Source organism: Pontivivens nitratireducens, from assembly GCF_011290545.1.
Lineage (GTDB): Bacteria > Pseudomonadota > Alphaproteobacteria > Rhodobacterales > Rhodobacteraceae > Pontivivens > Pontivivens nitratireducens.
The window spans coordinates 1,593,935-1,606,609 of sequence record NZ_CP049811.1; the positions used below are offsets into that span (position 1 = coordinate 1,593,935).

Annotated in this window: 15 protein-coding genes; 9 read left to right on the plus strand and 6 right to left on the minus strand. The window is 64.0% G+C overall.

Annotated elements, in window-relative coordinates; translation table 11 throughout:
- Positions 1–104 precede the first annotated feature (104 nt).
- Entirely contained in the window at positions 105–659 is a 555-nt protein-coding gene (locus G8E03_RS07800; protein WP_166190395.1) for a YceD family protein, read from the minus strand.
- Positions 660–753: 94 nt separating this feature from the next.
- On the opposite strand from G8E03_RS07800, the gene G8E03_RS07805 reads away from it, so the two are divergent.
- A complete protein-coding gene (locus G8E03_RS07805; protein WP_166190397.1) occupies positions 754–1,221 on the plus strand; it encodes an outer membrane protein assembly factor BamE in 468 nt (155 codons plus the stop codon).
- Positions 1,222–1,280: 59 nt separating this feature from the next.
- On the opposite strand, the gene msrB is transcribed toward G8E03_RS07805, so the two are convergent.
- Entirely contained in the window at positions 1,281–1,694 is a 414-nt protein-coding gene (msrB, locus tag G8E03_RS07810; RefSeq protein ID WP_166190399.1) for a peptide-methionine (R)-S-oxide reductase MsrB, read from the minus strand.
- A gap of 78 nt (positions 1,695–1,772) precedes the next feature.
- Between msrB and G8E03_RS07815 the strand changes: the two genes are divergently transcribed.
- Positions 1,773–2,504: a GNAT family N-acetyltransferase gene (locus G8E03_RS07815; protein WP_166190401.1), complete on the plus strand. Its 732-nt coding sequence runs from the start codon at positions 1,773–1,775 to the stop codon at positions 2,502–2,504.
- Between the two features lie 101 nt (positions 2,505–2,605).
- The gene (locus tag G8E03_RS07820) at positions 2,606–3,523 is read left to right on the plus strand and encodes an alpha/beta hydrolase (RefSeq protein WP_166190403.1); all 918 of its coding nucleotides are present in this window, start codon (positions 2,606–2,608) and stop codon (positions 3,521–3,523) included.
- Here the strand turns inward: G8E03_RS07820 and G8E03_RS07825 are convergent.
- Positions 3,504–4,439: a phosphotransferase gene (locus tag G8E03_RS07825; RefSeq protein WP_166190405.1), complete on the minus strand. Its 936-nt coding sequence runs from the start codon at positions 4,437–4,439 to the stop codon at positions 3,504–3,506. The genes G8E03_RS07820 and G8E03_RS07825 overlap by 20 nt on opposite strands.
- Positions 4,436–5,443, minus strand: coding sequence for a GTP 3',8-cyclase MoaA (gene moaA, locus G8E03_RS07830; RefSeq protein ID WP_166190407.1), 1,008 nt, complete (start codon positions 5,441–5,443; stop codon positions 4,436–4,438). The genes G8E03_RS07825 and moaA overlap by 4 nt, the downstream gene beginning before the upstream one ends.
- Before the next feature lie 78 nt (positions 5,444–5,521).
- On the opposite strand from moaA, the gene G8E03_RS07835 reads away from it, so the two are divergent.
- Genes G8E03_RS07835 through G8E03_RS07860 form a run of 6 tightly spaced genes read left to right on the plus strand, consistent with a single transcriptional unit; the run spans position 5,522 to position 11,460 of the window.
- Positions 5,522–5,920, plus strand: coding sequence for a hypothetical protein (locus G8E03_RS07835; protein WP_166190409.1), 399 nt, complete (start codon positions 5,522–5,524; stop codon positions 5,918–5,920).
- 19 nt (positions 5,921–5,939) lie between these two features.
- The gene (locus G8E03_RS07840) at positions 5,940–6,557 is read left to right on the plus strand and encodes a glutathione S-transferase family protein (protein WP_166190411.1); all 618 of its coding nucleotides are present in this window, start codon (positions 5,940–5,942) and stop codon (positions 6,555–6,557) included.
- A gap of 44 nt (positions 6,558–6,601) precedes the next feature.
- The gene (locus tag G8E03_RS07845; RefSeq protein WP_166190413.1) at positions 6,602–7,390 is read left to right on the plus strand and encodes a penicillin-binding transpeptidase domain-containing protein; all 789 of its coding nucleotides are present in this window, start codon (positions 6,602–6,604) and stop codon (positions 7,388–7,390) included.
- 21 nt (positions 7,391–7,411) lie between these two features.
- Complete coding sequence (locus tag G8E03_RS07850) at positions 7,412–9,049, plus strand: AMP-binding protein (protein ID WP_240910304.1); 1,638 nt, start codon at positions 7,412–7,414, stop codon at positions 9,047–9,049.
- Positions 9,046–9,654 (plus strand): YdcF family protein, encoded by a 609-nt coding sequence (locus G8E03_RS07855; RefSeq protein ID WP_166190415.1) that lies wholly within the window; start codon positions 9,046–9,048, stop codon positions 9,652–9,654. The genes G8E03_RS07850 and G8E03_RS07855 overlap by 4 nt, the downstream gene beginning before the upstream one ends.
- Positions 9,655–9,663: 9 nt before the next feature.
- A complete protein-coding gene (locus G8E03_RS07860; RefSeq protein ID WP_166190417.1) occupies positions 9,664–11,460 on the plus strand; it encodes a cation:proton antiporter in 1,797 nt (598 codons plus the stop codon).
- A 34-nt stretch (positions 11,461–11,494) separates the two neighbouring features.
- Here G8E03_RS07860 and G8E03_RS07865 read toward each other — a convergent pair whose 3' ends face one another.
- Together G8E03_RS07865 and G8E03_RS07870 are read right to left on the minus strand one after the other, a co-directional pair.
- A complete protein-coding gene (locus G8E03_RS07865) occupies positions 11,495–12,175 on the minus strand; it encodes a DNA alkylation repair protein (protein ID WP_166190419.1) in 681 nt (226 codons plus the stop codon).
- A complete protein-coding gene (locus G8E03_RS07870) occupies positions 12,175–12,654 on the minus strand; it encodes a hypothetical protein (protein ID WP_166190422.1) in 480 nt (159 codons plus the stop codon). Before G8E03_RS07870 ends, G8E03_RS07865 begins: the two co-directional genes overlap by 1 nt.
- Positions 12,655–12,675 lie beyond the last annotated feature (21 nt).

Here is a 12,675-nt window from a genome sequence, read left to right on the forward strand (position 1 = left end):
TTCGTGGCGCCCGGAGGGATTATCGCGCCGCGACTCCACCCGTAAAACGTCTCTTGAATGAGAGCGGCAAAATACGCATCACGCGCAGCGGTGCAAGGGGAATCTTACGACTTGTCCGAGAGTTTCTCCTTCAACGCTGCCAAAGCGGCAAACGGCTTCTCCTTCTCGGGGTCGTCATCGGCTGTATTGGTGATGTGATCGCCGGTTCCCACGCCCTTCGCCTTGGGGTAGGCGGGCAGGGCCAGGGCGGCGGCCTCCGTCGCGACCAGACCCACGTCCAGCGTGCGGGTCAGCGGTTCCAGCGCGTCCTCCTCGTCGCTGTCCAGGTCGATGTTTTCGGGGTCGATATCGGGGGAATAGACCCGCTCGACCTTCTCATCCAATCTGGTTTTGACCGGGGCGAGTGTTACGACGCAGCTTTGCACGACGGTGCCGCGCAGGCGGCCGTTCAGGCGCAGACCGTCGTGCCCCTCTCGTTCGATCATGCCCGAGAAACTCAGCTCATCGACCGATATCGCGCCGAACAGGTCCGCCAGGGCGGCGCGCTCCTCCTCCGTCGCGGTCTCATCAAAGCTGTGCTGTCCGTCGCGGATCAACCGTTGAGTGGCGAGCGGGCGGGGAAACTCGATCCTGGTTCCCCGGTGCGGTGCGTTAGCCATGTGATCGCTCCTGTCATCTGTTCTGCTTGCCCTGCGAAGATGCGCAGGTTAGCAACGTTTGGAAATAGCCTGACGCCCGTGGGAGGCCAACCTTATGATCCGTATTTCCGATTTTAACGTGCCCGGCCTCAACTTGGTGGGGGTGGCGCTGGCCGCAGCCCTGGTTCTGGGGGCCTGTGCACCGCGATTTCAGAGCCATGGCTACGCCCCGCCCGATGTCGAGCTGGACCGCATCGTTGTCGGACAGGACACCAAGCGCACCGTCGGCACCGCGTTGGGGCGTCCTGGGGATACCGGGATCCTGACCGACGACGCCTGGTATTACGTCGCGACCAATACCGAGACCTATCTGTATCGCGCCAAGGAAGTGACCGAACGTCGCGTGGTCGCCGTGCAGTTCGACGACGATCAGATCGTGCGCGATGTTTCCGTCTACGGCATTCAGGACGGGCGGCCGGTCGAGCTGGTATCGCGCACGACCGAGACGTTCGGCAACGAGCTGTCCGTGGTTCAGCAGATTCTGGGTAACGTCTTCAATCCGGGGAACCTGATCGGCGAGTGAGACCGATCAGTCCCGGCGCACGTTACCGGCGCGCATTAAGGGTCCGGGCGCGTTAAAGGTCAGCTTTCCTTCGTCTCGCCTCCGTCGGGCTCGAAGGTCAGCGCCACGCCGTTCATGCAATAGCGCAGGCCCGTCGGCTGCGGTCCGTCGGGAAAGACATGGCCCAGATGACCGTCGCATCGTGCGCAGACGACCTCCGTCCGGCGCATAAAGAAACTGCTGTCGTTATGTTCCTCTACCGCGTCTTCGGTCGCGGGGCGCACGAAGCTGGGCCAGCCGGTGCCGCTCTCGAACTTGTCGGCCTGCGTAAACAGGGGCTGGCCGCACCCGCGACAGTAGAACGTGCCGGGCTGTTTGGGAAAATCGTCATGTGTTCCCGCACGTTCCGTCCCCTTTTTGCGCAATACCTTGTATTCCAGCGCGTCCAGCTCCTCGCGCCACTGGGCCTCGGACTTTGTGAACTTTTCTTTCATGATCGACCTTTTCCTTGCAATGCGGGGCGGGCCCGCCAGTTTTGCTATACATAGGTCATGTATCGCGGGAGACACCCCATGAAGGTCTTCAGGAAAGGTCGCTATCGCGTGAGGTTCTCGCAGGATGTGGCGGATGTCTCTGCGGCACAGCGCCTGCGCTCCAGAACCTTTCGTGGTGAGCAAAGCGGCGTCGATGCCGATGATTTCGACAGGTCGTGCACTCATGTCCTGATCGAGGAGGAGCGCACCGACACCCTTGTCTGTTGCTATCGCCTGATGTCCTTCGCCACGGGGGGCGACATCCAGACCAGCTATTCCGCGCAATATTACGGGTTGGAGGCGCTGAGCGTCTATCCCGGCGCAATGGTGGAGATGGGCCGATTCTGCATCGCTCCGTCCCATAGGGACCCCGATATCCTGCGCATCGCCTGGGGGGCGATGGTGCGATATGTCGACGATCACGATGTGGAAATGTTGTTCGGCTGCTCATCGTTTCCCGGTGTGCAGGAGGAGGCCTACATGGATGCGTTCGACCTGCTGAGGGAGCGGCACCTTGCGCCCAAGCGTTGGTTGCCCCGGGTCAAGGCACCGCGCATCTTCCCCTTTGGTCAGCGGTTGAAGAAGCCGGATCTCAAGAAGGCGATGAAGGGGATGCCGCCGCTCTTGCGGACCTATCTTCTGATGGGGGGGTGGGTGTCGGATCATGCGGTGGTGGATGACGACATGAACACGCTGCACGTCTTCACCGGGTTGGAGATCAAGGGCATTCCGCCCATGCGACAAAAGCTGCTGCGCGCAAGCGCGCTGTAAAATCGGGCCGCGCGGATTCGGAAAAGTGCGAGGGAGCATCTCCTTGGGATGGACCGGATGCCGTCGTGGCCCTAACCTCCACCAGCAAAGCGGAGGGGCATATGAGCATCGAGATCGACCCGGACTGGTTCGTGGATGAGGCGATTACCGAGGAAACCCGCGCCTTCGTCGCGCGATTTGTGGAGCAGGTGTCGAACCTGCCCCCCACCCACACGATCCCACCCGAGGTGACGCGCAAGGCCCGCGACGATGGGCGCGGGGTCTTTCCCTCCGCCGGTCCCGACGATGGCTCCCACTGGCACGAATTCGAAAACGGGCGGTTGCGCATTTCGCCCGGGATTCCGGGGCGGGGGGTGTATCTGCACGTGCATGGCGGCGGCTGGACGCTGGGGCGGCCCGCGCATTACGATCGCCTGAACCAGGCGATTGCCGCAAAGACCGGTCTGACGGTCGCATCGGTCGAATACCGTCTGGCCCCCGAACATCCCTGGCCCGCCTGTCTGGAGGATTGCCGGTCGGCAGCAGTGCATCTGATCGGTCAGAAACCGTTTGGTGAAGGCCCCCTGTTCATCGGCGGCGAATCCGCCGGTGGCCATCTGGCCGCGCTGCTGGGGCTGGAATTGCGCGGCATGGTCGCGGGGCTGTGCCTGAACTATGGTATCTACGATCTGGATTTGACGCCCTCTGCCGCGCAGTGGGGCAGCCGGTCGCTGGTGCTGTCCACCCCGACGATCCAGTGGTTCGTCGGCAATCTGGCAATGAACGCCGAGGCGCGCCGCGCCGCGTCGCCGCTTCATGCCGATCTGGCCGGATTGCCGGCCGCATTGTTTCAGGTCGGCACGTTTGATCCGCTGAAGGACGACACGCTTATGATGGCCGCACGCTGGGCCGGGGCGGGGAACGAGACGGACCTGGCGGTCTATCCCGGCGGTATCCATGTGCTCGACGCCTTCGACATCGAGATTGCGGCACAGTTTCATGCGCGGCAGGCGGCGTTCCTCAACCGGGTGTTGGGGTAAGGGCCGCTTCGCTCAGACTGAGCAACTTGCGCAACCCGCGTCCGTGCTGCCCCCGGCGGGCGAGCAAAAGGCGGCGTGTCGCGGGGCGCGATGACCGTTTGATTTCCGCCAGCAGAATATTGGTCAGGATGAACAGCTCCGTCATCGGTTCGGCACTGATCGCGCGGCCATAGGCCTCATCGAATGGCTGCGTCACGTATAACGGCAGCCCGATGCGATTGACCGGGCCCGGATCGCGCACCGACAGCGCATAGATGGCGGCACGGGTGAGGAACTGCGCGGCGTCCACGCTGGCGGGGCGAAAGCGGGTGTTGCGAAAGTCGATGGCGCAGGTGCGCCCATCTGCGAGCATCACGTTGTCTGGCTTGTAATCGTTGTGAAACTTGACCTGACGCACGGGAAGGCCGGTCAGTTCCCGCGCCAGCCGTGCGATCTCAACCCCCATGGCCGGTGGGGCGTCAACTGTGGCGACCTTCACCCGCCCGGTGAAGTCGTGCGCGGCATCGGGCCGCTCCACCAGATCGTGAAGAGTGGTGAGCCAGATCGCCGCAGCCCGGATCGCCGCGTCGCTGGAGGTGGAATCGGCGCGGATCAGATCTGCGGCCGTTTGCCCCCGAACCTGTTCGCTGATGACCAGACCTGCCTGCTCGACATGGGCGATCAGGGCGGGCACGGCACCGGCGGGCAGGCGTTCGGTCAGCAGCTCATGCGCGGCGGCAACCCCCTCCGGTCGTTGGTCGAGCGATTGCGGGCCAAAAAAGCTGGCCACCACAGGGCCGCGCGCACTGTCGAGCGCAAGAACCGTCTTTGCCGGTTTGGCGCGCAGCAGGCGTACATTGTCGAAGGGCAATCCTTCGGGCCAAGCCTGTTCCAGCCGGGCGAGGTGGGCGCGACGCGTGCGGGTCTGGCGGATCATCCGCCGGTATGGCTCATATGGCGGCCCATCTCGCCAGAGACAGTTTGACGGGAATAGTCGAAATCGTGCCCCTTGGGCTTGCGCGCGATGGCGCGGCGGATGGCGTCGTGCAGGGGGGCGTCGTCGTCCGAGGCGCGCAGCACCTTGCGCAGATCGGCGTCGTCGTCCTGCCCCAGACACATGTAGAGCTGACCCGTGCAGGTCAGCCGCACCCGGTTGCAGCTTTCGCAGAAATTATGGCTGAGCGGCGTGATAAAGCCGATGCGCCCGCCGGTTTCCTCCGCCCGCATGTAACGGGCCGGACCGCCGGTGTTCAGCGGAATGTCCGTCAGGGTGAACTGTTCGGCCAGTGTCGCGCGCACATCGTCCAGGGACCAGTATTCGTCCAGCCGTTCGATATCGTCGCCCATCGGCATCACCTCGATGAAGGTCATGTCCAGCCCGCGGGCGTGACACCAGCGGACCATGTCCACGGCCTCATCATCGTTGATGCCCTTGAGCGCGACGGCGTTGATCTTGACCTTCAGCCCAGCCTCCAACGCCGCATCTATGCCGTCCATGACCTGCGCGAAACGGCCCCAGCGGGTGACGGCGGCGAACTTCTTCTCATCCAGCGTGTCGAGCGAGACGTTGACCCGCCGCACGCCCGCATCGAACAGCGGTTGCGCGAAGCGGCGCAGTTGCGAACCGTTCGTGGTCAGCGTCAGCTCATGCAGCGCGCCGGAGTCCAGATGCCGCGACATGCCCTCGAAAAACGACATGATTCCGCGCCGCACCAGCGGCTCCCCCCCGGTCACGCGCAGCTTCTTGACGCCCAGATCGACGAAGGACGTGCACAGACGGTCCAGCTCCTCAAGGCTCAGCAATTCCGCCTTGGGCAGGAAGGTCATATGCTCCGACATGCAATAGGTGCAGCGGAAATCGCAGCGGTCCGTGACGCTGACGCGCAGGTAGTCGATGGTTCGCGCGAAGGGGTCGATCAAGGGGGCGTTTTGTGTGTTCATGTGCCCAAGACTATGCATGGCCGACCTCTCTTGCAAGCTGGACGAAGGCGCTGTTGTGTAGGGGCAGGAGGGTTGCGGATGCTGCGTAAATGGATCGTACCGGCGCTGGCGGGCACAGTGATCGGATGCGCGCCCGTCGCGCCTGTTGGATCGACGGTGGAGCAGGTGCTGGGCCCGGCGGTGGAGGAATCGCGCCCGTCCCCGGTTACCGCGCGACTGATCGGATCGACCCTAGCGGAGGTATCGACGGAGGGTTCGGGAAAATGGCTTGCCATGGCAACGGTGGACCGGCGCGTTCCCGGCTGGATCACCGATCAGGAAACCGGGGTCAGCACGCAGGTCGAACTGCGCCCCTTGCAGGGCGACGGGATCGACCGCATCTCGCTCGACGCTTTGCGGGCCCTGGGCATCGAAGAGGCCCGTCTGGTGATCGGCGATGTCTATTACGATGTTTCCGCCCTCAGGTTATCTGATTGAACTGAAAAGGATTTTTAACATGATACTCTACGGACGCGATATGTCGCCCTTTGCCCGCCGCGTCGCGATCTGGTGCGCCTTGCAGGATCGCACGATCGAGCGGCGACAGATACAGGTCGCAGGGCCTGAGTGGGAGGAGGTCAAGGCCGTCAATCCGCTGGGCCGGGTGCCTGCGCTGGTCCTCGACGACGGGGAGGTGCTGGTGGAGACTTGGGCCATCACCGATTATCTGGAGGAAACCGCGCCCGAGGATCGGCGCCTGATCCCGGCCAGCGGTGCCGCCCGGCGGTCGATGTTGCAGGACATCGCCTATGCCACCTCAACCGGGGAGAAGATCGTCGCGCTGGTCTATGACAAGCTGCGCCGCCCCGTCGAGTTTCACTATCCCGCCTGGATCGAACGGCTGGAGGGGCAGATCATCGCGGGCTTGCGCGCGATGGAAGGTCGCGTTCCGATCGAGGGGTGGATGTCCGGCACGGATGCGCCGGGCGGTGGCGATATCGCCACGGTGGTTTCGGCCGATATGGCGCGGCTGGTCTTTCCCGGCATCGACGCCGGTCCCCTGCCGCATCTGGACCGGTTGATCGCGGACGCGCAGGCGATCCCCTGTTTCGCGCAAACCCGGCCGAAGATGTGAGGCTCGCGCCCTCGCGCAGGACGTTTCTGGCGGGGTTGTCCGGGATGGCCCTGCCGGCAAGCCTGCGCGCACAGGAACGGCGGGTCATCGCGCGGGCGCCGCATCAAAGCTGGCTGGGGCGGCGCACCGTGTCGTTCCTGTGCATCGAGGGCGCGGGCAGTGTCGCGCATATTCTGGAGGGCAGCGATCTGGGCGCGCGACACCGGCCCTATGGCACCTTCGACATTGCCAACGCGCTGATCGCGCTGGATCTGGGGGTTGAGAGCGGGGCGCAGGGTGCGCGGGAGTGGGATCGCTTTCGCCGCCCCTCCGCGCCACACTGGCCGGGCATATGGCGGCGGGACCACACGCTGGCCTCTGCGTTTGCAGCGTCGGTTCTGTGGTATTTTCAAGACATGGCGGTTGAGGTTGGCGATGCCTATGCCGCGTATCTGCGCCGCTGGGGCTATGGCACCGCGCAGGGGCAGGGCGATGCCTTCTGGATGGATGGCACGCTGGAGGTCAGCGTAACGGAACAGGTGGGCTTTCTGGCCGCATTGGGGGCCGGGGCGCTCAATGTCTCAATAGACGCGAGCGAAACCGTGATCGCCATCGCGCAGGACGGTTCGATTGCAGGGGTGGACGTGCACGGGGTGTCGGGGGCCGGGCCGGTTTACGGACGGGGCTTCGGCGGCCCATACGGGGGATGGTATGTCGGCTGGATGCAGCCGCCGGGGCGGGCGCAACTGACATTCGCGCTGTATGTGGAGGCTATGACCTACCGCGAGATTGACGGCTATGGCCGGGCGATGAGCGAACGTCTGCTGGCGCCGATCGTGTCGAATACGCTATGACCGAGGGGAGGAGCCGCCGCGATGACTGAAACCCTGTATCAACCACTGGTGCCTGCGCGCGAAAGCTGGTCCGCGATGCGCCGAGATTTCCGGTGGCCGCGCCCCGCGCTCTACAACATCGCAGAACAGGCCTGTGAACGGTGGGCGCGGGCGCAGCCGGATCGGCTGGCGTTGACCTATCTGCGCCCGGACGGAGAGTTGCGGGATTACAGCTATATCCAGCTCAGCCGGGCATCGTCTCGACTGGCGAATGCCTTCGCAGCGCGTGGCGTGAAACGAGGCGACCGGGTGGCGGTACTGCTGCCCCAGACGCCCGAGACGGTTCTGACCCATCTGGCGGCCTACAAGCTGGGCGCGATCGCGGTTCCGCTGTTCACCCTGTTCGGCGAGGACGGGCTACACTACAGGCTCCACGATTCCGGGGCCAAGGTCGTGGTCACGGACGGCGCGAACCTGCCGAAATTGCTCAACATCCGTGACCGGTTGCCGGATCTGGAGTTCATCTATTCCATCGACGAACGCAATGCCGGGTCCTTCGGGTTCTGGCAGGAACTGGGCAAGGCGGCGGATCATTGCCCCGTCGCCCCCACCACGCTGAACGATCCGGCGTTCATCTCCTACACCTCTGGCACGACCGGGCCGCCCAAGGGGGCGCTGCACGGGCATAAGGTCCTGCTCGGCCATCTGCCGGGGGTCGAGACGCATCACGAGGGCCTGCCGCAAGCCGGGGACCGGATGTGGACGCCTGCCGACTGGGCCTGGATGGGCGGGCTGACCAATGTCATGTTGCCCGCGCTGAGCATGGGCGTGCCGCTGGTGGCGCACCGGATGGCCAAATTCGACCCGGATCAGGCCTTTGACCTGATTGACAGGCTGGCGATCCGCAACGTGTTCCTGCCCCCGACAGCGCTGAAACTGATGCGTCAGACCTCGGGGGACCCTGCGAAGCTGCGCACGGTCGGATCGGGGGGCGAGGCGCTGGGTGCCGATCTGCTGGATTGGGGGCGATCGCGTCTGGGCGTGACCATCAACGAAATCTATGGCCAGACCGAATGCAATCTGGTGTTGGGCAACATGAGCAGTCTGGACCCGCCGCGTCCGGGTTCCACGGGGCGTGCGGTGCCGGGGCATGAGGTTGCCATCCTCGACAGCTCCGGCAATGCACTGCCACCCGGTGAGGAAGGGCAGATCGCCATCAAGCGGCCCGACCCCGCGATGTTCCTCGAATACTGGAACAACCCAGCAAAGACAGCGGAGAAATTTGTCGGTGACTGGATGCTGACCGGCGACGTCGCGCGGATGGACGCGGACGGCTTCGTTTTCTTTGCCTCGCGCTTGGACGACGTGATTACCTCCAGCGGATATCGCATCGGGCCGAGCGAGATCGAGGAATGTCTGACCGCCGACCCCGACGTGACGATGGCAGGCGTGATCGGCGTGCCAGATCCCGTCCGGACCGAGGCGGTGCGGGCCTACGTCGTCCTACGCGCCGGTACAGCCGAGCAGGGCAAGGCGGCAGCGTTGATCGCACGGGTCCGCGAAAGGATCAGCCCGCATGTCGCCCCGCGCGATGTCGTCTTTGTCACGGAGCTGCCGATGACCGCCACAGGCAAGATCCTGCGGCGTGAACTGCGCGACAGGGCGCATCGCGGGACGTGAGCACCATTGCGTTCATACTGTGTGGCTACGCGGCGTTGTGCCTGACGATGGCGGCCTATGGCTGGACCAGACCGACAGGCGGAATCGACCCAAGGACGCAGGTCGTCGTGGTGCTGGGCGGTGGCGCGCGCGGCGGTCAGTTGCAGCCGGTCGGCCAGGCCCGCGTTGCGGCCGGCGTGGCGTCACTGGGACCGGGCCAGACCCTGCACCTGACCGGCGGCTTGGCGGGCGGCGGGTCCGAGGCGGCGCTGATGGCGGCGGAGGCTATGCGTCTGGGCGTGGAATCGCACAGGATCACGCAGGAGCATGAAAGCCGCACCACACAGCAGAACGCCCTGTTTTCGCAGCCCATCATCGGGGATCGCGCCGTTGTCATCGTCAGCGACAATTTTCATCTGGCCCGGGCGGCGATGCTGTTTCGCGGGCATGGGTATACCGTCACGGCACTGCGCGGCACGACTTATCGTCGTGGGATGCGGCGTGCACTATGGTTCTTCGCGCGTGAAGGACTATCTGGACCGATCAATCTCTTGCGGCTGATCGCCTGGGGGCTGGCCGGAGGGCTGGGTGCCTCACGCGATTGGCGTATTCGAACCCTGACCTGAGGATAATCCATGGATCCCGTTACCACATTCGCGCTGATCGGCGTCCTGGGCATCGGCTCGCAATGGCTGGCGTGGCGGTTCCAGTTGCCGGCGATCGTCCTGATGTTGCTGGCGGGCGTCCTGGCAGGACCCTTGACCGGGCTGATAGATCCGGAGGCCAGCTTCGGATTTCTGCTCAAGCCCATCATTGCGGTTGCGGTCGCAGTCATCCTGTTCGAGGGCGGATTGACCCTGAACTTCAAGAGCTTGCGTGATGCGGGCCCGTCGGTGTTGCGGTTGGTTATGATCGGAGCGCCGGTCGGCTGGCTGCTCTCCGCGATAAGTGTGCACTACATCGCCGGGCTGAGTTGGGAGACCGCCATCGTGTTCGGTGGCATCATGATCGTCACCGGCCCCACCGTGGTGACGCCCCTGCTGCGACAGGCGAGGATGGAGCCGCGCGTCGCCAGAATCCTGAAATGGGAGGCGATCGTCAACGATCCCATCGGTGCCCTGGCAGCCGTTCTGGCCTATGAAATGGTGGTGGCGCTGCGAACCTCCACCACCGTGGGGGGCGCGATCTGGCACATGGTTCTGGGCATCGTCGTCGCCAGTGTGCTGGGCTATCTGGGGGGGCGTGTGATTGCATGGGCGTTCAACCGGGGCAAAGTGCCGGAATATATGAAGGTGCCTGTGATGTTTGGCGCGCTTCTGGCGATTTATGCGGCGTCCGACTATATCCTGCATGAAAGCGGCTTGCTGGCCGTGACCATCATGGGCGTCGTTCTGGCGAACACGCATTTGCCGTCTCTGGACGAAATCCGGCGGTTCAAGGAACACGCGACCGTCATTCTGGTCTCGGGCGTTTTCATCCTGCTTGCGGCGTCACTGACCATGGCGGAACTGGCCAGCATCGACCTTCGCATCGTGTTGTTCGTCGCCATCGTGATCTTCATCGCCCGGCCCCTGACCGTGCTGCTGTCGCTGATGGGCAGCGGTCTGCCGTGGACCGAAAAGTCGATGATCGCCTGGATCGGACCGCGGGGCGTCGTTCTGGTCGCTGTGTCAGGCCTTTTCGGAACGCAACTTGCCGAACTGGGGATCGAGGACGGGCGAAGCCTGACGACCCTGTCCTTCGCGCTGGTCGCGGGCACGGTGGTGCTGCACGGATTTTCGATCGGTCCGTTGGCGCGGCGGTTGAAGCTGACATCCGAGGCCGTTCCGGGCCTGTTGATCGTCGGCGGTTCACGCTGGGCGGTCAATCTGGCGCGGGCGTTGGAGAAGGCGGAAATCCCTACGATGATCGTGGATCGCAACTGGTTCCGCCTGCGCGCCGCGCGTGAGGCCGGGGTGAAGGTGTATCACGGTGAGATCCTGTCCGAGACTGTCGAGCATACGCTGGATCTGAGCGCATATGGTGTCGTTCTCGCCGCGACGGACAACGATGGCTACAACGCGCTGGTCTGCACCGATCTGGGCCCGGAATTTGGCAGAAGACAGGTGTTTCAGGTTGGCCGCTGCGATGAGACGGAGGGCCGCGCGGCCCTGCCGGTCACCATCGGGGGGCGCGCCTTTGGATCGGGTATGCCCTATGAGGATTTCATGCGGCTGGAGGCAGCAGGCTGGGCGTTTCGCGTGACCAGACTGACCGAGGAGTTCGGGCTCGACGATTACCTCGCCCTCAACGAGGACGCCCGGATTCTGGGGCGGATCAATGACAGCGGCTTGCTGTTTTACGATGGTAAGCCACCTGAGAAGATTCCTGCCGGAACGCGGATTTTGGCATTTCATCACAAGGATAAGGATCGCGGGTCCGGTTCGTCCTGATCTGCGGCCCGCCTTCGCGGGGTGGGGGCAACACTCAAAGGTGTTTTGCCGCCTCCTTGCGCGCGATTGCCCGCATTCCGTCCGAATGCAGGCTCAGGAATTCAGCGACGCGCGCGGGATCCTGTCGGGACAGGGTCCGCAACCACCATCCGATCGCCTTTTGCGTGAACCATTCGTGATCGGAAACCAACGCTGCGATCCACGTCAGCACCTGCTCGCGCCGTTCCAGATGCGCGGCGTCGGGGTGTCGTCCCTTTGCCCAATGTAATGTGCAGACCAGGGCGGCGCGGCGCGTCCACATGTTCTGATGTTCCGTCCACATCGCCACGGCATCAAGGCGAGAGGGGTCTGCGATCAGGCGACGCTCGATAGGCTTTGCAGCCGCATCGGCAATGGCCCAGCTGTCGAACTGAACGACCCAGCGTTGCACCTCGTCCCAGACCGGCGCGTCATCCGGTTTGATCCGCGCCTGGGTCAGAAGTTTGGTCGCGGCAATCCGCGCCTCGTAAATGTTACTGTCCCATAAAGCCGCGGCCAAGGTGACCTTCGCATCGCGGTCCAGATCGGCACGCCAGGAGCGAACGAGGTTTTCCACCGTGTCATTGCCCAGACCGAGGTAGCGGCGTTCGACCTTGTGATAGGTCGCCATTTCAGCCGCGCGGACAGGATCCGCGCGGGAGATGAGAGCGTCGAGCGCCTCGACCGGGGTCGGCATCAAGACGATTGCGGTGATAGAATGACATGATCCGTACCACCGCTCCGCCGGAAACGGGTGCCGCGCAGGCGACCGTTTTCATAGCTGTAGACGGTCGGACCATTGCTGCCCGGTACGATCAATCGTCCATTGCGATCGATACGTCCGGTGCGTCGGTGGCTCTCGGCGCGCAGCGTCTCGTATGGGGCGACGGTGTCGATCACCACGACGGAGCCGTCCTGGTTGACCTCCGTCACGTGAATTTCATGACATTGGCCCCCGTTCCACGCACCCTCACCCCAGACGCCCAGATAGCGGTTCCAATTGTCGGACAGGCCGACCTTGGCGGGTTGAATCTCGTTGCGCCGATACGGATCGTCATACAGATCGACAGTATAGCACCCCGCCCTGATGAGCGCGGAATCCGGCAGACTTGCCTGCGGTTCGACACATGCCGACAGCAGAACCAGCAGCGATGCGCTTGCCACGATGCGTTTCATAATCTCTCCTCGAACTACTCG

What these genes read in the sequence shown, in the direction of transcription:
- G8E03_RS07860 (WP_166190417.1), top strand. Translation starts at nt 9,664, where the DNA reads ATGGATCCCGTTACCACATTCGCGCTGATCGGCGTCCTGGGCATCGGC.
- msrB (WP_166190399.1), bottom strand. Translation starts at nt 1,694, where the DNA reads ATGAAAGAAAAGTTCACAAAGTCCGAGGCCCAGTGGCGCGAGGAGCTG.
- G8E03_RS07870 (WP_166190422.1), bottom strand. Translation starts at nt 12,654, where the DNA reads ATGAAACGCATCGTGGCAAGCGCATCGCTGCTGGTTCTGCTGTCGGCA.
- G8E03_RS07845 (WP_166190413.1), top strand. Translation starts at nt 6,602, where the DNA reads ATGGCCCTGCCGGCAAGCCTGCGCGCACAGGAACGGCGGGTCATCGCG.
- moaA (WP_166190407.1), bottom strand. Translation starts at nt 5,443, where the DNA reads ATGAACACACAAAACGCCCCCTTGATCGACCCCTTCGCGCGAACCATC.
- G8E03_RS07850 (WP_240910304.1), top strand. Translation starts at nt 7,412, where the DNA reads ATGACTGAAACCCTGTATCAACCACTGGTGCCTGCGCGCGAAAGCTGG.
- G8E03_RS07865 (WP_166190419.1), bottom strand. Translation starts at nt 12,175, where the DNA reads ATGCCGACCCCGGTCGAGGCGCTCGACGCTCTCATCTCCCGCGCGGAT.
- G8E03_RS07800 (WP_166190395.1), bottom strand. Translation starts at nt 659, where the DNA reads ATGGCTAACGCACCGCACCGGGGAACCAGGATCGAGTTTCCCCGCCCG.
- G8E03_RS07825 (WP_166190405.1), bottom strand. Translation starts at nt 4,439, where the DNA reads ATGATCCGCCAGACCCGCACGCGTCGCGCCCACCTCGCCCGGCTGGAA.
- G8E03_RS07805 (WP_166190397.1), top strand. Translation starts at nt 754, where the DNA reads ATGATCCGTATTTCCGATTTTAACGTGCCCGGCCTCAACTTGGTGGGG.
- G8E03_RS07835 (WP_166190409.1), top strand. Translation starts at nt 5,522, where the DNA reads ATGCTGCGTAAATGGATCGTACCGGCGCTGGCGGGCACAGTGATCGGA.
- G8E03_RS07840 (WP_166190411.1), top strand. Translation starts at nt 5,940, where the DNA reads ATGATACTCTACGGACGCGATATGTCGCCCTTTGCCCGCCGCGTCGCG.
- G8E03_RS07815 (WP_166190401.1), top strand. Translation starts at nt 1,773, where the DNA reads ATGAAGGTCTTCAGGAAAGGTCGCTATCGCGTGAGGTTCTCGCAGGAT.
- G8E03_RS07820 (WP_166190403.1), top strand. Translation starts at nt 2,606, where the DNA reads ATGAGCATCGAGATCGACCCGGACTGGTTCGTGGATGAGGCGATTACC.